The organism is Methanimicrococcus hacksteinii, from assembly GCF_032714515.1.
Taxonomy (GTDB): Archaea; Halobacteriota; Methanosarcinia; order Methanosarcinales; family Methanosarcinaceae; genus Methanimicrococcus; species Methanimicrococcus hacksteinii.
The window spans coordinates 21,920-41,426 of sequence record NZ_JAWDKC010000011.1; the positions used below are offsets into that span (position 1 = coordinate 21,920).

16 protein-coding genes and 1 tRNA gene are annotated in these 19,507 nt (G+C 42.3%); 10 read left to right on the forward strand and 7 right to left on the reverse strand.

From position 1 onward, the window contains the following. Positions 1–32 precede the first annotated feature (32 nt). Complete coding sequence (locus tag MmiAt1_RS02170) at positions 33–2,906, forward strand: AAA domain-containing protein (RefSeq protein ID WP_318785262.1); 2,874 nt, start codon at positions 33–35, stop codon at positions 2,904–2,906. 20 nt (positions 2,907–2,926) lie between these two features. On the opposite strand, the gene MmiAt1_RS02175 is transcribed toward MmiAt1_RS02170, so the two are convergent. Together MmiAt1_RS02175 and MmiAt1_RS02180 are read right to left on the reverse strand one after the other, a co-directional pair. Continuing rightward, on the reverse strand, positions 2,927–4,771 hold the full coding sequence (locus MmiAt1_RS02175) for a chloride channel protein (protein ID WP_318785263.1): 1,845 nt from the start codon (positions 4,769–4,771) through the stop codon (positions 2,927–2,929). 224 nt (positions 4,772–4,995) lie between these two features. Further along, the gene (locus MmiAt1_RS02180) at positions 4,996–6,702 is read right to left on the reverse strand and encodes a SulP family inorganic anion transporter (RefSeq protein ID WP_318785264.1); all 1,707 of its coding nucleotides are present in this window, start codon (positions 6,700–6,702) and stop codon (positions 4,996–4,998) included. Positions 6,703–6,954: 252 nt separating this feature from the next. Between MmiAt1_RS02180 and MmiAt1_RS02185 the strand changes: the two genes are divergently transcribed. Both MmiAt1_RS02185 and MmiAt1_RS02190 read left to right on the forward strand, forming a co-directional pair. Further along, complete coding sequence (locus tag MmiAt1_RS02185) at positions 6,955–7,509, forward strand: CBS domain-containing protein (RefSeq protein ID WP_318785265.1); 555 nt, start codon at positions 6,955–6,957, stop codon at positions 7,507–7,509. Between the two features lie 354 nt (positions 7,510–7,863). After that, the gene (locus MmiAt1_RS02190) at positions 7,864–8,499 is read left to right on the forward strand and encodes a sugar O-acetyltransferase (protein ID WP_318785266.1); all 636 of its coding nucleotides are present in this window, start codon (positions 7,864–7,866) and stop codon (positions 8,497–8,499) included. 101 nt (positions 8,500–8,600) lie between these two features. Here the strand turns inward: MmiAt1_RS02190 and MmiAt1_RS02195 are convergent, their stop codons facing one another. From MmiAt1_RS02195 to MmiAt1_RS02205, 3 genes are read right to left on the reverse strand one after another with little or no spacing between them, the layout of a single operon-like run. Beyond that, on the reverse strand, positions 8,601–8,945 hold the full coding sequence (locus MmiAt1_RS02195; RefSeq protein WP_318785267.1) for a hypothetical protein: 345 nt from the start codon (positions 8,943–8,945) through the stop codon (positions 8,601–8,603). Beyond that, the gene (locus MmiAt1_RS02200) at positions 8,938–9,564 is read right to left on the reverse strand and encodes a DUF1700 domain-containing protein (RefSeq protein WP_318785268.1); all 627 of its coding nucleotides are present in this window, start codon (positions 9,562–9,564) and stop codon (positions 8,938–8,940) included. Before MmiAt1_RS02200 ends, MmiAt1_RS02195 begins: the two co-directional genes overlap by 8 nt. Then, positions 9,557–9,877 carry a PadR family transcriptional regulator gene (locus MmiAt1_RS02205; protein ID WP_318785269.1) on the reverse strand — a complete coding sequence of 107 codons (321 nt, stop codon included), beginning with the start codon at positions 9,875–9,877 and terminating at the stop codon, positions 9,557–9,559. Before MmiAt1_RS02205 ends, MmiAt1_RS02200 begins: the two co-directional genes overlap by 8 nt. 426 nt (positions 9,878–10,303) lie before the next feature. On the opposite strand from MmiAt1_RS02205, the gene MmiAt1_RS02210 reads away from it, so the two are divergent. Continuing rightward, positions 10,304–11,470: a pyridoxal-phosphate-dependent aminotransferase family protein gene (locus tag MmiAt1_RS02210; RefSeq protein WP_318785270.1), complete on the forward strand. Its 1,167-nt coding sequence runs from the start codon at positions 10,304–10,306 to the stop codon at positions 11,468–11,470. Positions 11,471–11,509: 39 nt separating this feature from the next. Continuing rightward, on the forward strand, positions 11,510–12,691 hold the full coding sequence (locus MmiAt1_RS02215; protein ID WP_318785271.1) for an argininosuccinate synthase: 1,182 nt from the start codon (positions 11,510–11,512) through the stop codon (positions 12,689–12,691). A gap of 880 nt (positions 12,692–13,571) precedes the next feature. On the opposite strand, the gene MmiAt1_RS02220 is transcribed toward MmiAt1_RS02215, so the two are convergent. After that, positions 13,572–13,730 carry a hypothetical protein gene (locus MmiAt1_RS02220; RefSeq protein WP_318785272.1) on the reverse strand — a complete coding sequence of 53 codons (159 nt, stop codon included), beginning with the start codon at positions 13,728–13,730 and terminating at the stop codon, positions 13,572–13,574. A 355-nt stretch (positions 13,731–14,085) separates the two neighbouring features. Between MmiAt1_RS02220 and MmiAt1_RS02225 the strand changes: the two genes are divergently transcribed. The 4 genes from MmiAt1_RS02225 (at position 14,086) to MmiAt1_RS02240 (ending at position 16,265) form a co-directional block, all read left to right on the forward strand. Further along, entirely contained in the window at positions 14,086–14,772 is a 687-nt protein-coding gene (locus MmiAt1_RS02225) for a peptidylprolyl isomerase (RefSeq protein ID WP_318785273.1), read from the forward strand. Positions 14,773–14,920: 148 nt separating this feature from the next. Then, positions 14,921–15,005 (forward strand) — tRNA-Ser (locus MmiAt1_RS02230). Positions 15,006–15,112: 107 nt separating this feature from the next. Then, on the forward strand, positions 15,113–15,586 hold the full coding sequence (locus tag MmiAt1_RS02235; protein ID WP_318785274.1) for a peptidylprolyl isomerase: 474 nt from the start codon (positions 15,113–15,115) through the stop codon (positions 15,584–15,586). 241 nt (positions 15,587–15,827) lie between these two features. Next, positions 15,828–16,265, forward strand: coding sequence for a PPC domain-containing DNA-binding protein (locus tag MmiAt1_RS02240; RefSeq protein WP_318785275.1), 438 nt, complete (start codon positions 15,828–15,830; stop codon positions 16,263–16,265). 20 nt (positions 16,266–16,285) lie between these two features. On the opposite strand, the gene MmiAt1_RS02245 is transcribed toward MmiAt1_RS02240, so the two are convergent. Beyond that, a complete protein-coding gene (locus tag MmiAt1_RS02245; RefSeq protein ID WP_318785276.1) occupies positions 16,286–16,501 on the reverse strand; it encodes a hypothetical protein in 216 nt (71 codons plus the stop codon). A gap of 942 nt (positions 16,502–17,443) precedes the next feature. Between MmiAt1_RS02245 and gyrB the strand changes: the two genes are divergently transcribed. Beyond that, the gene (gene gyrB, locus MmiAt1_RS02250; protein WP_318785277.1) at positions 17,444–19,504 is read left to right on the forward strand and encodes a DNA topoisomerase (ATP-hydrolyzing) subunit B; all 2,061 of its coding nucleotides are present in this window, start codon (positions 17,444–17,446) and stop codon (positions 19,502–19,504) included. The last annotated feature ends 3 nt before the right edge of the window (positions 19,505–19,507 follow it).

Consider the following 19,507-nt stretch of genomic DNA (forward strand, 5'->3'; position numbering starts at 1 on the left):
ATCCTGCATCAAAAACAATAATTGCGGATGCATTGCATCTTGTAAAACAGACTGTAATTGAATTGAAAATGTATATTGATTCAATTGAAGTATCAACTGTTCTTGACGGAACATACTGCCCCGTAAATCAATCTTTGGTGGATGACATTCAAAATAATCCGGCCCGATACAAAGATTTATTCGGGCATATTCCGAATTTAAAAATTTTAAATTATCTGTCCGACTGTAATCGATTGGACGGTGTTTTACAAAAGTTTGAGCATGCGCTCATTCCCCGACTTGACAGTGATCGATTCCGAGACGGAGATTATCGATTGGATGATGAACAATATTCATCTGTCATTCGTCATTTCCAAAGCACGGCAAATGAGAAAAAACCCATCGGAAATCTTGCGCTTAATGTCATCAGCATTCATTCAAAAGACGGACTTTACGTTTTGGGATATCGCCGGCTTTATTTTAATGTCATCGAGAAAACACTTTTCCCGTCAAACGAAATTACGTTCTGTTCTGAATTTACGGTAAATGGCACAGTTCAAAGTATTCAAAGATATTTGGATGAAGAAAATTTAGATTTACTGAACGACATTGAACCGAATCTTGAAATGATTAAAGATTGCATTGCTCAGCGTTATCCGGGAAAACCTGTCGTTGATGATATTCCGTATATGATTGCAATTGATACAAATTATATTGTCAATTTGGAAAAAGAATATCAAGGGATTATAGAAATGTACCAAAAAGAATCCCCGACAATTCCGATTCGGGCTTTTTTTGGCGAATTAACAAAACGCCCTGTTCGGCGTAAATCCTATCCGCTTGCCCTGATTGATAAGAAAGTAAATATGGACCAACTGCTGGCAATCAGTAAAGCGATGAAATATCCGCTTGCATATATTCAAGGACCGCCCGGCACAGGAAAAACTTACACAATTGTAAATACGATAATTACTGCATTTTATAATAACAGAACTGTTTTATTTACATCATATAATAATCATCCGATTGACGGCGTTTTTGAATCTGTTTCCCAATTGAAATATAAGAATATATCAATAAAATTGCCAATCATTCGCCTTGGAAATAAACAAAAAGTAAATGAAGCGATTGATTACATCCGTGTTTTGTATGAGCATACTGATACAGAATATGTAAATTTTGAAAATACAAACAGCCGAAATAGAAATGAAGAGAATACAAATCAGCTTCTTGATTCCCCTTCACAAACTGATTTAGCGAAGAAATTAAACGGATTATTGGAAACGTATGAAGAAATCCGTGACTTAAATGAAAGATTAGAAACAATTGATGATTTACTTGCCGAAGTAAGTCAAAAACATTTTGAAAGCGTCATGAAAGTGCATCAAAAAAGGATAATGGAAAAACTGGAATTGTTGGGGAATATTCCGGTTGAGGAAGCTTTGACGTATCTGCCTGAGGATTCGGATGATTTGATGAAATATTTGAAAAATATTTCAGAGAAATATATCAAGCGTTTGCATGAACCGAAATATAAAAGATTGATTGAGATTGTATATTCGGAGAAAAATGATGATCGTGTTGCAGAATTTAATAAATATTTAAGCAACGATGAAAATTTTAAAAATTTCTTGCGTATTTTCCCCGTTGTTGCAACAACCTGTCTTTCGGCACGACGTCTTGGAAAACCAAAACAATATTTTGATATGGTTATTATAGATGAAGCTTCACAGTGCAACACAGCCGTCTCGCTTATCCCGATCATTAGAGGAGAAAATTTAACGCTTGTCGGCGATCCGCAGCAGTTGAATCCGGTCATTTTATTAGATAGACAAAACAATGCGATTTTAAAAAACAAATATAACATTTCTCAGGAATATGATTATATCGAAAATTCAATTTACAAAACATATTTGGCTTGTGATTCGGTCAGTGATGAAATTTTACTCAGCAATCATTACAGATGTGACAGTAAAATTATTGAATTTAACAACAAGAAATATTACAACAATAAGTTGAATTTAATGAAAAAGGAATCGATATCGAATGCTTTGATGTATGTTGATGTCAAAAGCACTGCTGTTTCTGTTAAAAACTCATCCAGAGAAGAAGCCGAAACAATTGTTGATTTTATTAAAGCAAATCCTCAGAAAAAAATCGGCATAATCACGCCTTTTGTGAATCAAAGAAAATTGATCGCGGACAAATTGCTTGCCGAGGGTCTAAATGGCATTCCTTGCGGAACAGTTCACGCGTTTCAAGGGGATGAAAAAGATGTGATTTTGTTTTCATTGGCTTTAACGGACCAGACAAGTCAAAAAACATACGATTGGCTTAAAAACAGTAAAGAATTGATCAATGTTGCGACATCACGCGCAAAAGAACAATTGATTGTTATCAGTGATGACGTAATTTTAAATCGTTTGCATGCGGGAACAACGGATGATGACATATACGAACTGGTGAATTATGTCAAAACAAACGGCGTTTCAAAAGTAACCGAAAAATCGCCGTCGTCACGCGCTCTTGGTATAAAACCATACAGTACAGATACGGAAGAAATGTTTTTACAAACGCTCAGTCATGCTTTGGACAATATTCCGGTTCATTCGGGAAAATATTCGGTGAAAAAAGAAGTTTCGATAGCCCATGTTTTTAATAAGGGCGAGATTGTGAATGATTTATTTTTCACAGGCCGATTCGATTTTGTAATTTATGAAAAGAGAAATGATGGGGAATGGCCCGTTTTTGCAATTGAATTGGACGGAAAAGAACATGTTGAAAATGAGATTGTTCAAAAACGAGATCGAAAAAAGGAAAAAATCTGTAAAGAACACGGATTTCCGCTCATACGTGTCGAAAACTCTTATGCGCGCCGATACAATAACATCAAAGATGTTTTAATCGATTATTTCACAAAAAGATAATTTGAAGAAGGTATGAAAAATCAATTGTTCAATTTTTCGAAATTTGATTCTTTTTCGAAATCTTCTTCCGACACATCCGAATATTCGTCTTCGTCGCCGAGCTGCTGCACTTTTGTCAGAACACTCTTGTTGTACGCGTTCATGATGTCTTTTTGCGTAATGATTCCGACCATCTTTTTGGGATTCGATTTCATCACGACGGGGAGGCGGGAAACATCGCGGCTGACCATCCGGTCCAAAACGACATCCAGCGTTTCAAACGGATAAGCAACAAGAACGTCCGTTGTCATAATATCCTTAATTTTCTGCTCTTCGTCTTCCGGATCGGCTTTTTCCTGCAGGTCTTTAATCGTGACAAGCCCGGTCAGCTCGCCGCCGCGGTTAAGCACCGGAAATCCGGCGTGTTTGCTGCTTTGCATAATCGCACCGAGCGCTTCAATGGAATTGTCTTCAAAAACGGTTTGCGGGTGCGGGTACATCGAATCTTTGACCAGGATGGATTCCATGACATCGATTTCGCGGCCGCCGCGGATGGTGTAACCTTTCCGGCGAAGCATTTCGGTGAAGATGGTTTCGGGATTGGCTTTACGCGCAACCGCATTGCTGAGAACGCAGGCGACCATGAACGGCAAAATCAGGCCGTAGTCCTGCGTCATTTCCATGAGCAGAATGATGGATGTAAAAGTCGCATTGGACGTTCCCGCAAAAACCGCGCCCATCCCGGCAATGGCAAACGCGCCTTGGCTCACGGAAAGGCCGGGAATGAGCGAATCGCAGATGAGGCCGAAAGCCGAGCCGAGCATGACGCCGATAAACATGGACGGAACGATTGAGCCGCCGGCACCGTCTGAGCCGATTGTAAATGAGAAGGCGAGCGTTTTTAAGACAATCAATGCCAGCAAAAGCATAATCGGCAGCGGATTGGCAACGGCGTCAATCATCACATCGTATCCGAGGCCGAGAACCTGCGGGAAATACCAGCCGATAATGCCGACCAAAATGCCGCCGATGGCGGGTTTGAAAACGCTGCTGATTTTTAAATTTTTAAAGAATTCACGGATGAAATAGAAAATCTTGATGAAAAAAACAGAAGCCAATCCCGCTAAAATGCCGAGAACGGGGAAAAGCCAGAATTCATAAAGCGGCTGAGCCAAGCTGTAATGCGGGAAACTGAGCGTGTCCGACCCGAAAAAAGCCTGAAACACGAATGTTGAAAAAATCGAAGAAAGAACAATCGGAATAAATGTTTTGGCTTCAAGTTCGCCGAAAATCACTTCAACGACAAAAACAATTCCCGCAAGCGGGGCGTTAAACGCGGCGGAAATGCCGGCAGCGGCGCCGCAGCCGAGATAAATCCGAAGACTTTTGCCGCGCAGATTAAACACTTTTGCGGCAAGCGATCCGGCACCCGCGCCCATTAAAACGCCGGGCGCTTCTTTGCCGGCCGATCCGCCGGTTCCGATTGTGATGACGGACAAAAAAGCTTCGGCAAGCGCGTATTTTGCTTTCAGGCGGCCGCCGTGAAGGGCCGACGCTTCAATCACGCTTTCAACGCCGTAATGTGTTTTTAAGAAATATTTTCGAATTAAACCGACCGCCAAACCGCCGAGCATCGGGACGAGAATAATCGTCCACCGCGGAATGCCGTAATATTCAAAAACAGAACTGCCGCCGTAAAACGTGCTGCTGAGCGTGTCCATCAGGAATGTGTAAACGCCGATTAAAAGTCCGGTCAGAATGCCGATGAGAATCGCAATAAAAGAAATCTTAACGGTCGGCGTGTAAAATTTTTTGGCCTGCTGTCTGAGTGCGGAAATCCTACCCTCAAAGGATTTTCCGGAAGTATTGGAAAAGGAACCTGCCACCCGATAGACCGTCCGTTCATCAGTTGTGTGAAATTATGAAATTTAATCAGCCGTTTTTGGATTTTGTAATAAATTTGTGAAAACTTTTTTGTGATACTCTTTAAGAAGATATAAATATTCGGATTCAAAGACGGAAAGTCAAATCCGGCCGTTTTTGCCGGCGGCTGCGGCACGCGCGAACGGCATACATTTTGATATGAATCAAAAAACACGAACGTGCGTGATTATTTGTTTTCAAAAGTCGGAAATATTTCATTAACGGCATACTTGACTGCAAGTTCTGTCGTATCGAAGAGGTAAACTTCTTTGTTCCGGACATGTTTGTCAAATTTTTCATCGCGCAGCAAATATTTTTTTACGGTCGGGCGTATGCCGGTAATTAAAACGTATTTGTTTTCTTTATTGCGGTTTTCAATGAATTCATTCAATCGGGAAACGGCTGTCGTATCAACGTACGGAACATAGCGCATGCGTATGATGATGACGCGGCGTTTGTTGGGCAGGTGGACATCGACTTTTTGGTCAAAAACATTCATGGCGCCGAAGAAAAACGGTCCGTTGATTGTGTAAATTGCCAGTTTCTCCCCGAATTTGTCATGAAGCATGCGGATCTGCTCGGTGCTGTCAGTAGAATCGTATTCTTCCATCGTGTTGATTTGAACCGACTGCGCCATGTCATACATGAATTTGATCATTGTGAGCAGAATGCCGACTTCAAGGGCGAGCAGCATGTCTGTAAAAACAGTCAGAATGAATGTGATGCCGAAAATCGCCGCGCTGCCGCGGTCATAGTTGAGCATGACTTTGAATTCGCGCAAGTTGACCATCGGGAGCGCAACCGTAAACAAAACGCCTGCAACGAATGCATACGGCAGATAAGCGCCGACGCCGCCGAAAAACAGCATAATCAGCAGCAGAAACACGGCATGAAGCAATCCGCTGGCGCGTGTTTTTGCGCCTTCCCGAATGTTGACCGTACTTCTGGAAATCGCTGCTGTTGACGGGAGGCCCCCGAAAAACGGTGTGACGACTTTTGCAATGCCCTGCCCGATGAGTTCCCGGTCGCTGTCATGTTTTGTTGCCGTCATTCCGTCGCAGACCACGGCGCAGAGGAGGGATTCCAGTGTTCCGAGGAGGACCAGCATCAGCGCAAACGGAAGGACGTTCAGCGCAAGTCCCAATGAGATACTGAAGAGTGAAAATGTCGGCAGTTTCGGCGGAATTGCGCCGACAGTGGGAATTTCCAAGTGCAGAACAAACAGGATAATGACGGCCAAAATCAGCGCAACAATTGTCGGCGGGACAGAGGACAGGTATTTTTTGTTTTTTGTCAGGCGCGGCAGAAGGCGGATTAAAAGAATCGTTCCAATCGTCATGAGAATTACAATCGGGTTGATGCTGCCGAGCGATTCTAAAACAAGCAGGAGCATTTCGGGTGTTGAATCGTATTCGGGAATGTCAATGCCGAGAGCGTTCGGAATCTGGGCGACAATGATCATCAGTCCGAGGCCTGCCGTAAATCCGGACATCAATGGAAGCGGCATGAATTTGATGATTTTTCCGAGTTTTAAAACGCCCAAAAGAATTTGAATGAGGCCGGCGAGAACGGTTGCCAAAAAAAGTCCTTCCAGTCCGTATTGTCCCATTGCCGCCAAAACGACGACGGCCATGCTTCCGGTCGGCCCGGTGATTGAAAATTTGGAACCGCCGAAAAGGGATGCTAAAAAACCGGCGACAGCTGCTGTGTAAATGCCCATGGACGGGTCAACGCCTGAGGCGACGGCAAAACCGATTGACAGCGGCAAAGCAACGACGGCTGTAATAAAGCCCGCTTTGAGATCAAAAGCAAACATATTTTTGAAGTAATCCGCCGCGGATTTTTTGAAAGATTCTTTTGAAATCGGATCTTTTAATAGAGAAGTGCCGGTCATATTTTTCAAACCGTTAAAAGGCATCAGCAACTGTTATTTTTTAATTTTAAGAATTATTGATGAAAGAGATATTTTTCAAAATATATATAATGTATCTAAATATCTCAAAAGTCATGATAAATTTATTCCTATATTCGTCGTGTTTTTTAAAATTTGGAGTTATTTTGTCATGACATTTATAACTTAAAAGTAATAATTTTGTTTTTTTAAAGTCTGAATAATTATATACTATTACTTTCAGTAATATTTCTTATGCAATTACCGACACCTGAGGATTTAAAAAAGAAGAGAATTGAACTCGGTTTAACGCAAAGCGATTTGGCCAAGCGTGCCGGTGTCAGTCAGCCTTTGATTGCGCGCATTGAGATGAGCGATGTCGATCCGCGTCTTTCAACGGTCGCTAAAATTCTGACCGCTTTTGACGAGGTCAAAAAAGAACAGCAGATTGTTGCCAAGGATATTATCAGTTCTCCCGTCATTCATATTCAGCCGAAACAGCCGCTTGAAGAAGCTGTTCACATTATGAACGCCAACGGCATTTCTCAGCTTCCGGTCATTGAAAACGGCGTTCCCGTCGGCAGTTTGTCCGAGGGCGTTGTCGTCCGCACAATTGCCGTTCGAAAATCGCTTGCCGGAATCATTGTTTCCGATTTAATGGAAGAATCATTCCCGACGGTTCCGCAAACCGCTTCTGTTTTGACGGTTTCGCACATTTTGGAACGCAGCCCGGCGGTTCTTGTGATGGAAAAAGGCGCCGTGACCGGCGTGATTACAAAAAGCGATATTATGAAAATCGTCAACGGCTGATTCAGCCCGCTCACTTTGATTTGGGTGTCTTCGATGCGGTTGATTTTCATTTTAATTTTTTAATTTTCAATTTCAGCCGTTCATTTATTTTTAACTTCATTGTTATTTGATTTTGATTCAATTCGATTTGATTCGATTGTGATTTGATTCGATTGTGATTTGATTCGATTGTGATTTGATTCGATTTGATTTGATTTGATTTGATTTGATTTGATTTGATTCGATTTGATTTGATTTAATTTGATTTGATTTGATTTGATTTAATTTGATTTGATTTTTATTTGGTTTGATTTGCTTAAAATTTAATTTAAATTCATAATTTACAATTCATTTACAATTTTTAAACTGATCTTTATGATGACCGAAAAAGAAAAAGCTGCCGCCGGACTTCTTTATGATTCCGCTTTGAAATCTTTTGAAAAAGAGCGCCACCGCGCCAAAAAATTGTATCATAAATACAATATCTGCAAGCCGACTGCTTTCAAAAAAAGAAATAGAATTATCAAGAAATTGTTCGGCAAAACCGGTAAAAACTTTTTAATCGAGCAGCCTTTTTATTGCGATTACGGTTACAATATTGAAATCGGCAGTAATTTCTTTACAAATATGAATTGCGTGATGCTTGACGGCGCGAAAATCAAATTCGGAAACAATGTGATGATCGGCCCCAACGTCGGTTTTTACGGGACGGGGCATCCGCTTAATGTTGAAATTCGCAACAAATTCATTGAATATTCATATCCGATCACGGTCGGCAGCAATGTTTGGATCGGCGGCGGCGTTTCCATTATGGGGGGCGTTACAATCGGCGACAATTCTGTTATCGGCGCCGGAAGCGTTGTGACCAAAGATATTCCCGCAAATTCGGTGGCTTACGGCAATCCGTGCCGCGTTGCCCGAACGATTGATCAGGACGAAGCGAAACGGAATGAAAAATATTTCAAAAAGCTGACGAAAGAAGAGTTTAAAAAATTAAAAACAGAACTTTAAATTAAACAGAACTTTAAATTAAACAGAACTTTAAATTAAACAGAACTTTAAATTAGACAGAACTTAATAGACAAAACTTAAAAAATAAAAATATTAAAAAATTAAAATCCGGAAAAAAAGCTCAAAAAGGAAAGGCGGACTGCATTGATCCAACCGTTTGATTGTTTTTCTGTATCGTCATTTTTCGAGCCGGTCGTTGCATTGCTTTCCTTGAAGGCGGATTTTAAATTCTTTTCGACATTAACATTTGAGAGTTCGCCGGTATTGATTTTTTCCTTACCTGTCACTCCGAAACCAAAATCGGAAACATAAAATCCGTCCGGCCCTGATTCAATTGACTTAAATCCGCCTAATCCGAATCCGACCATTGCTAATATCAAGCCGGCAATCGTTATAATCAAGCCGACAATGATTAAAATTTTCAGTCCTTTTGATTTTTTATTCATTAGATTCATCTCCGTTTCGATTTGTTTTTTTTGTCGAATAATTTTGAATTTGTACTCGGATGTAATTAATTAATTTTATAATGCCGCTGACCATCACGCGAGAGACGAGATAGACAAGAATTGCCGAAAGCCAGGTAATTCCGATAAACACCAATCCGATGCCGATATAAAATATTCCGACGGCGAAATCTGAAGATAAAACGCTGATACCTGCCGCCATTATCACAAAACTCGAAAAGAGAAAAGCTCCAACAAAAGCAGCCAATGCAAATATAAGCGCGCCTGCTATGACTAAAATGACAAAAACAATTGTTGCCGCAAGCAAAAGTAAAGGTAAAGCAACCGGCAATGCAAGAATTCCTAAAATAACGGTCCGGATTGCAGAAATCCCTTTTTTGACGGGAGGCGTATCGGCCTGAATTTCTTTTACGGCAGCATCCGCTTTAATTTGCGCGGCTACTTGAGCCGGACTTCCCAATTCTTCAATGACATCCTGCTCGTTTTCAGCACCGGCTTCTTCAAAATATTCATTATAAAATGCGATCGCATCTGACCGCTCCTGTTCGTCAATCTCTGAAAGCTGCGCTTCCAGTTCCGCCATAAATTCACTTTTATTCACTCAAACCATCTCCGCACAACAATTTATCTATGTTGCTTTTGTAAATTTTCCACTCTTTTCTGTACTCTTCTGCTTGTTCTTTTCCTTTTTCCGTGATTGCGTAATACCTTCTGTTCCGCCCCTGCCAGGGCTGGTCGTATGTCGTCAGATATTCGTCCCGCTGTAATCTTCTGAGAACCGGATACAATGTAGATTCCGAAATCCCCAAAATCTCTTTGAGCGTTTGCGTCAAAACATATCCGTATGTGTCTTCTTTTTGAAGCATGGAAAGGACGCAGGCATCTAACAATGCCGCTCCGACTTGAAATCCCATAAAACGCCTCCTTTTTGTTATTTCAAATTAATTGTAATCATTACAATATTATTTGTTACAACATACTATATCATATATAATATTATGTATGAATTTATGTGCCAATTAACAAATTATTGAAAATAAAAAAATGAAAAACGAAAAATGAAAAACGAAAAATGAAAAACGAAAAATGAAAACATGAAAAATGAAAACATGAAAAATGAAAAACGAAATAATGAATAAAATGAATAAAATGAACGTAATAATAATAGGAATTAACAGAAAAAATGAAAATTACCTCGGATTTTTTAAACAAGAAGAAAAATAAGCATTAAATTTATTATTTGAAGTGATTTTATTCGTCTAAATCCGAAAAGATTTTACCAAAAAATTAAATTTTATCTGTCACAAAAACGGCAAAATGAAACACAGCAGGTACAAAATATGATTAAAACCGAAGACAAATTAATGATGATGCCCGGACCGGTCGAGGTTCCGCACCGTGTTTTGATGGCAATGGCCAAACCGATGATTAACCACCGCGGCAAAGAATTCTCCGCAATCTACGACGACTGTCAGAGAATTTCAGCAGCGCTTTTTAAAACCGCGCCCGAAAACATTTCCGTGATTTCCGGGTCGGGAACCGCCGGCATGGAGGCGGCCGTCGGCTGTTTGAACAGCAAAGACGACAAAATTCTCGCGATTGAAAACGGCAAATTCGGCCAGAGATTTAAGAAATTGGCCGGCAAATACGGAACTGTCGTTCCGCTCGAATTCGAATGGGGCCAGTCTGTTGACTTGGGCGCCGTTGAAGAAAAACTTGCGGCCGGCGACATCAAAACAATTACAATGGTTCACAATGAATCATCCACTGCAATCCGCAACCCGGCGCCTGAGATCGGCGCGCTTGCCAAGAAATACGGCGCCTACTTCATTTTAGACGTTGTTTCTTCCCTCGGCGGCGACGACATCCGCGTCGATGAATGGAATGTTGATATTGCCGTTACCGGATCCCAAAAATGTATTGCGGCACCGCCGGGAATTTCCATGGTTGCCGCAAACGAACGCGCGCTTGCCGAAATGGAAAACGTGACAACCCGTCCGTATTACTTGGACTTGGTCGCCTATCACAAGAGCGCCTCCAAAGAATTGAAAGAAACACCGTACACACCTGCCGTTTCTTTGTTCTTTGCAATGCAGGAAGCATTGAAAATGATTGAAGAAGAAGGTCTTGACAAGAGAATTGAAAGACACTACTTAATGACCAAAGCCGTCCGCGACGCCGTCACAGCCATCGGCATTGACATGTTCCCGCAGCTTAATGAAGTCAGCAGTTATTCAAACACGGTTTCCGCGATGAAAGCGCCTGCGGGAATCAGCGGTGAAGACATCAAGAAAGCGCTGAACAAAAGAGGCGTCATTATCACAGGCGGTCAGGACGATCTGAAAGGCAAGATTTTCAGAATCGGTTCCATGGGCGCAACAACCCCGACAAACATCATGACAACGCTTTCCGAGCTGGAACAGGTTCTTTATGATCTGGGCGTTGCCGAAGAAACCGGCGCCGTTATGGGAATTGCCGGCGAAACGATGGCAAAACTTTACGAGTAAAAATATTCATCAGAATCATAATAAATTTAAGGTGAAATCATGGCAAAAAAAGCAATTTTATCCTATTCGGGCGGCCTTGACACTTCCGTCTGCATTCCGATGCTCAAAGAGGATTACGGGTTCGACGAAGTGATTACGGTCTCCGTTGACGTCGGCCAGCCTGAGCAGGAAGTCAAAAACGCGGAAGAGAAAGCCAAACTCATCAGCGACAAGCATTATACGATTGACGCGAAAGACGAGTTCGTCTCCGACTACATTTTCCCGCTCATTAAAGCGAACGGCGACTACGAAGGTTATGTGATGGGAACATCCATTGCCCGTCCGCTGATTGCCAAAAAAGTGGTTGAAATCGCCGAGAAAGAAGGCGCTTCCGCTTTTGCGCACGGCTGCACAGGCAAAGGAAACGACCAGCTTCGTTTTGAAACGATTTTCCGTTCCACCGGCAAAGATGTGATTGCGCCGATGCGCGAACGCAATCTGACGCGCGAATGGGAAATCGAATACGCGAAATGCCATAACATTCCGGTTGCCGCAACGAAAGACAAGCCGTGGAGCGTTGATGAAAACCTTTGGAGCCGCAGCATTGAAGGCGGCCGTTTGGAAGATCCGAGCTTTGTTCCGCCGGAAGAAATCTACGAATGGACAACGTCGCCCGAAAACGCGCCCGACAAAGCAACAGTGATTGACATCGGTTTTGAAAACGGTGTTCCCGTTTCTTTGGACGGTCAAAAAATGAAAGGGTACGATTTGATTCAAAAGTTGAATCAGATCGGCGGCGCAAACGGTGTCGGTCGCTCCGATATGGTGGAAGACCGCGTGCTCGGCCTCAAAGCCCGTGAAAATTACGAACACCCGGCCGCAACGATTCTCTTAAAAGCGCACAAAGATTTGGAGCAGCTTGTGCTCACCCGCGCCGAGCTTAAGTTCAAGGCCGGCGTTGATTCTCAATGGTCCGAACTTGCCTATCAGGGACTCGTAGACGAGCCGCTTTACGCCGATTTAAATGCGTTTATTGACAAAACTCAGGAACGTGTGACCGGAACCGTTAAGGTGAAGCTTTACAAAGGCGGTTTGATTATCGTTGCCCGTGATTCTCCGTTCGCGCTTTATTCCGAAGATTTGGTGTCTTTTGACAGTCAGACGATTGATCAGAAAGATGCGGAAGGATTCTGTAAATATCACGGATTCCAAGCGCGTTTGTATAAACAGCTGAAGAAGTAAATGTATTCCTTTTGAATAAAAAGCGGCAAGTGGAATGGAATGTCAAATTTCATTTCATCCGCTTCATAAATTATTCATATTCTTTTTTTAAATCCGGCATTTTTAGCAATTACGAATAAATATTTCTGACCATGACAATCATGTTTTCGGACGGATGATTTGAATTTCTTTGTTTTCTGGGAACTAAGCCCAAAATTCGGAATTTTTCATTTTTATAAAATTGAATCAACCGAAGATCACTTCCGCAATCAACACGGATGATGTTGATTCCCAGGAGTTTGTTTACTTGTCTTATATACTCATAACTTCGGATAAAAATGTCATGTCCCGAAATTTCTTCATTATAATTTCTGTAATAATTTTTGGAAAGATGGCCGATTAAATAAGTTTCAACGTTATTCATGTTTTTAGAAGGCGTTTTTGACATTTTTCCCAATGCGGGAGATGCCGGGAATTTTAAAAGTTTTTCAACTTCAAGTGATTTTCCGGTTAATGAAAAGTATCCCAATACTCGATAACAGTTTCCATTTAATGAAAATGCGCAGCAATCCGAACAAAAAGGATTTTCGTTTTTTTTGAACAGACTTGCGGAAAAGCAGACAAAATGAAATAATTTCGGCAATGAAAATTCATTTCAAAATTTACGAATTTCCCTGAAGTAATGTATTCCTCCAAATCCGCATCTTTTGATTTAAAATGAGCCAGACGTAAACGCATTTCCTGTTGAATCTGTTTCCAAAATTCGGATTTTGTACCGGTTCCGTTTTGAAAATCTTCAATCTCTTCAATTAACGCTCCTTTATTTTGTTCGTTTTTGTTTTTGGAAGGCAGTGTTTTTTTTGTTTCGACATATGAATAAAAATCCAAAACAAAAAAAGAATCAGAGGAGTTCATGACATCTTCGCATTTCCTCAAAAACATCTACCTCCGGGTCTTCGGGTGCCAGATGAGAATCTTGAACGGCCAAAAGCTCTTCCAATATTTTGATTGATTTCGGATTTCTGACGATAAGCCTTGTTGTGTAAGATGAAGTTGCCATAAATTATTGACCTCCTTATTTTGAACAAAATTCCTATTCTGCAATCCTATTTATTCATTTTTAAATTATTTTTAAAAAGATGAAAATCAAAAAAATAAAATTAAAATCAATAAAATTAAAATTGATAAAATTAAAGTCGATAAATAGTTGATAAAATTATTCAAATAAATAAAAGAACGAATTTAGGAAAAGGTTATTAAAGGAATAATCCTGTTTACGGTTCATTCAAACGTGTTATCGTATAAATAACGCCTTTTGCCGAAAACGCCTGTGCGTTACGGTTTATTTGATTTTGATTATTTATTGAATCAGAGGATTCGCTCATGAAGCGATTCCGCTTTTAAAAGTGATTACCATGGCATTGAAGAAAGGAGATTTTATCCGGTTAAACTACACCGGTAAAATGGAAGACGGTAAGGTCTTTGACACAACCGAAGAAGAAGTTGCGAAAGCAGAAAACGTTTACACACCGCAGGGCCTTTACGGCGGCGATGTGATTGTGATCGGCTACGGCCACACAATTCCGGGTCTTGACAAGGAATTGGAAGGCAAAGATGTCGGCGCTGAAGGCGAAGTGACCATCGGTCCGGAAGATGCGTTCGGCATGCCCCGCGAAGATTTGATTCAGTCTGTCTCAACTTCCAAATTCAAAGACGGCAAAGCTCAGGTCGGCATGGTCATCGAACAGGACGGCCGCCAGGGCGTTGTGACAAAAGTGATCGGCCGCCGCGCAACAATCGACTTCAACAGTCCGCTTGCCGGAAAATCCGTCACCTACAGCTATAAGATTGAAGCATCTTTGGACACTCCCGAAGAGAAAATCAAAGGTCTTTTCGCGCTTTACACAGGCGTTCAGGATGCCGACGTGAAAGTCAGCGGCGATGTCGCCGAAATCGAGATCCCGACGGGAATCACCTTCAACCAGAGATGGCTTTTCATGAAAGGCAAGTTGGCCAATGAAGTTTTGGAAAACACCGACCTGAAAGAAATCCGCTACGTTGAAACCGTGAAAAAAGCAGAAAAGGAAGAGAAGGCTGAATAAACGGAATAATTCCGTTTCATTCATTTCATTTTTCTTTCATTTTCGTTTTATTTTTTCATTTTTGTTTCATTTTGTTCATTTTTGAAAAATTGTTATATATCCGAATCGTGTTTATGTGTTGCAGTTTGCAGCCGAACGTTTAACGTTTGCGGAGATAGCCAAGCGGCCCACGGCGCCGGTCTTGAAAACCGGTGGTGCCTCGCACCTCGGGAGTTCAAATCTCCCTCTCCGCGCTTTATTTTTTGATTTCATTTTTCATTTATTTTGAAATTATTGAATTTGAAATGAATTTCATTTAACTCATATCCTATTGAAAATGGAGATAAATTGAGGAAATATTATGACAGAAGTTTTATTTGAAACCACGATGGGAAACATCAAAATTAAATTGTACGACAACATGCCGGTCACTGCCGGCAACTTTAAACAGCTCGTTGAAAACGGCTTTTACGACGGCATCATTTTCCACCGCGTCATCCCTGACTTCATGATTCAGGGCGGCTGCCCGAACGGAAACGGAATGGGCGGTCCGGGATACTCCATCCCCGACGAATTCGTGAAAGGCTCCTCCAACGTCCGCGGCACCATCTCCATGGCCAACGCAGGCCCGAACTCCGGCGGCAGCCAGTTCTTCATCAATCTCGTTGACAACACCTACCTTGACTGGGACAAGCCCCCGGGATCCTCCAAGCACCCCGTTTTCGGCGAAGTCGTCGAAGGCATGGACGTTGTTGACAAGATCGGCACCGTCAAAACCGCAAGAGGCGACAAGCCGGCTCAGGATGTTAAAATTATTAAGGCAAGCATTGTCTGATTTTTGATAAACCGAAGCGGATTTTAAATCCGCTTTATTTATTCCATTTTTTCGTTTTTTATCTTTTCACTTTTCTATTTCTTGTTTTTTATCTTTTCACTTCTCTATTTCTTGTTTTTTGTTTCAGTTTTGTTTTCTTTTTCTTTGTTTTCTTTGTTTTCTTTGTTTTCTTTGTTTTCTTTGTTTTCTTTGTTTTCTTTTTGTCAATACTTTTTTAACCCAAAAGTAAGAACTCTTTTTCATGGATTACAGAGTCGGACAAATCGGCCGTGTTTTTACCGTCAGAATGGACCACGGCGAAGATTTATTAGAATCACTGAAAACACTTGCTGACAAGGAAAACATTCAAACCGCAACTTTCGTTCTTCTTGGCGCAATCGAATCCGGCAACTTGGTTGTCGGCCCGAAAAAGAACGAGCGCCCGCCGAACAAAATGTGGACAAGTTTTGAAGAAGCGCACGAAATCGTCGGTGCCGGCAACTTGTTCAGAGAAAACGGCGAACCGGTTATTCACCTTCACGCAGGCCTCGGCAGAGCCGAAGACGGGAAGATCGGATGCGTCCGAAAAGAGAATCAGGTTTTCATGGTGATTGAAGCGTTTATCTTTGAACTGACAGGATTTGAAGCGGAACGCGTTTGGAATAGCGTTGAAGGATATTCGCCGATTATTTTTAAATAAAAAATCGAGGGACGGTTTTTTCAATATTTTTTTTGAAAAACGGAGCAGCTCGCGCGCGTGAGCAGCTGTCGGCGGCGGCAGGCGGAATCGGTAAGGTGGCGGCAGCAAACGGCATCGGTAAGGCAGCGACAGCAAACGGAATCGGTAAGGTAGCTGTGCTCACGTTCGCGAAGCGAACGGCTGCTATAAAAAAGAGCAGATGCATATGGCAGACAGCAAGCGGACAGCAGCAGCACAGCAATGGCGGCCGGCAGCACAATCGGCAAAATAATGGCGAAAACAGAACCTATAGAAACGGTTCATTGATTTAATTGAGATCATTGGGACGAATCTCCAATCCTCATTTTGCTCGCTGCGCTCACAAAATTCGGATTGGAGGGGCGGTTCATGAGGTTTATCAGATTTAAACGGCGGTTCATAAGGTTTATCGGATTTAAATTGCGGTTTTGTGTTTTTATTTTATTGTTAAAACGAAACATCGGTTTTTTTAAAAGTTAAAGAAAAACGAACCCCGTTTTTTGATTTTTCTTTTCAGGGAAGAGGGGGTTCGGGTTTGAAAAGTTGTGAAAATCGGATGTTTCGGTTTCCGGGAATTGAAAAACGGGGTCGGATGGTTCAATTTTAGAAAATCGGCGAGGATGATAAATTAAATTCATATTTCTTGAAAAATAATACTCATTTTTTGGTCTTAAAAACAGGATTGGAAAAATGAATTGCGTCGATATATTTATATGCCTTGAAACCCTCTTTTTGTCATTAAAATATGTAAAATTAAACAGAGTTTTCCGGACTGAAAAACTAATCTGCTGATTCCGTTTTTTGTCAAATGACAAATTGAATCTCAAAAATGTTTTTTTCAGTTTGTTCTTCTTTGAAAATTCAAAAATTTTTGAAAAATACTCTGTTTCAAATATTTGCGCCTAAAAACAAATTCGGGCGCCATAAATTCAAACCTTTGAAAACTGCATTTTATACAAATTCATTAGCCTACTCTGCAAATTTTTAAGCGGACCATTGGCGGCTGACAGAATCAATTGCAGGAGACATACGAAAATCGCTTTGAAATTCTTGAAGTTCTTAAAATTCAAACTTATCTTTTCTCTTAAAATTTCTCTTAAAAATAACGTAGCTTTTCTTTTAAAAATAACACAAAAATACACACACGAAGGAATTATTTCATGGACGAACAAAAAAACTATGACGGTTCCAGTATCCAAGTTTTGGAAGGCCTCGAAGCCGTCCGTAAAAGACCGAGCATGTATATCGGCAGCACGGACGCGCGCGGTCTCCACCATCTTGTTTACGAAGTCGTTGACAACAGCATCGACGAAGCACTTGCCGGATACGCGAAAAACATCCGGATGACAATTAACGAAGACGGCAGCGTGACCGTTGTCGATGACGGCCGAGGCATTCCCGTCAGCATCCAGCCGAAATACCAAAAATCAGCGCTCGAAGTCGTATTAACGATTCTTCACGCCGGCGGCAAATTCGATAAAAACACATACAAAGTGTCCGGCGGCCTTCACGGCGTCGGTGTTTCCGTCGTCAACGCGCTTTCCGAATGGCTGATTGCAGAAGTCCGAAGAGACGGCAAAGTCTACCGCCAAACCTACGCTTACGGCATTCCCACCTCAGGCGTTGAAGCCGTCGGCGAATACGAAGGTGACAAAACCGGAACAACCATTCAGTTCATGCCGGACAAAACGATTTTTGAAACAACCGACTTCAAATACGACACTCTGCTCAACCGCCTCAAAGAATTGGCCTTCCTCAACAAAGGCATTCATATCATCACCGAAGATCTCAGACTTCCCGAAAACACAGGCGAAGATGAATTCGGCGACATCGCGGAAGATGATTCCGACGTTACCGCCGACATCGAATTTGAATCCGACGGCGAAGATGATGAGGACGAAAGCGCCGGCAGCAAAAAGAAATCCGGACGAACGCTCGACACCAAAGAAAAATACCACGACCTTTACTATGAAGGCGGCATCATCGAGTTCGTCAAATATTTAAACAGCGGCAAAACTGTTCTTCACGACACGCCGATTTATTTCGAACGCCAAAGAGACGGAACCGATGTTGAAATCTCCATGCAGTACACGGAAAGCTACAACTCAAACGTCCACTCTTTCGCAAACAACATCAACACAACCGAAGGCGGAACGCATTTGGTCGGCTTCAAATCCGCTTTGACCCGCGTCGCCAACGATTACATCAAAAAGAATAATCTGGACAATTCCAAAGACGGCGCCTCACTCAGCGGCGACGATATCCGCGAAGGCCTAACCGCAATTATCAGCGTCAAACTCTTAGAACCCCAATTCGAAGGCCAGACAAAAACAAAACTCGGCAACAGCGAAATCAAAGGCATTGTCGACTCCCTCGTCACCGAAGGCCTTTCCGAATACTTCGAAGAAAATCCGAAAGTGGCCACCGCCATTTTGGAAAAAGCACTTCTCGCCAAAAAAGCAAGAGAAGCCGCCAAAAAAGCAAGAGAGCTGACCCGCAGAAAAAGCGCGCTTGAAGTCAGCACCCTGCCCGGCAAACTGGCCGACTGTTCCGAGCGTGACGCTTCCTTGTGCGAACTCTATCTTGTCGAAGGTAACTCTGCCGGCGGATCGGCCAAACAGGGCAGAAACCGCGCATTTCAGGCGATTCTGCCTTTCAGAGGTAAAATCCTCAACGTCGAGAAGACGAGAATGGACAGAGCGCTTAAAAACGCCGAAATCGCGTCGCTCATCACAGCGCTCGGCGCAGGCCTGGGCGACGACATGGACATGGACAAACTCCGCTACCACAAAGTCGTCATCATGACCGATGCCGACGTTGACGGCGCGCACATCCGCACGCTCATTCTGACATTCTTCTTCCGCTACATGCCCGATCTCATCAACAGCGGCTACGTTTACATCGCTCAGCCGCCGCTTTACAGAATCAAAAAAGGCAAATCGGAATATTACGCTTACAACGACAAGCAGCTGAGAGCAAAACTCGAAGAAATCGGCGACAAAGGCGTGACTGTTTCACGCTACAAAGGTCTCGGTGAAATGAACCCCGAGCAGCTTTGGTCAACCACCATGAATCCCGAAACCAGAACCTTGCTTCAGGTCACAATTGAAGACGCAATTGCCGCCGATGAAATTTTCTCCATTTTGATGGGCGACGAAGTCCTCCCGAGAAGAGAATTCATTCAGGCGCACGCCAAAGAAGTGGAGAATTTAGACATCTGAGGA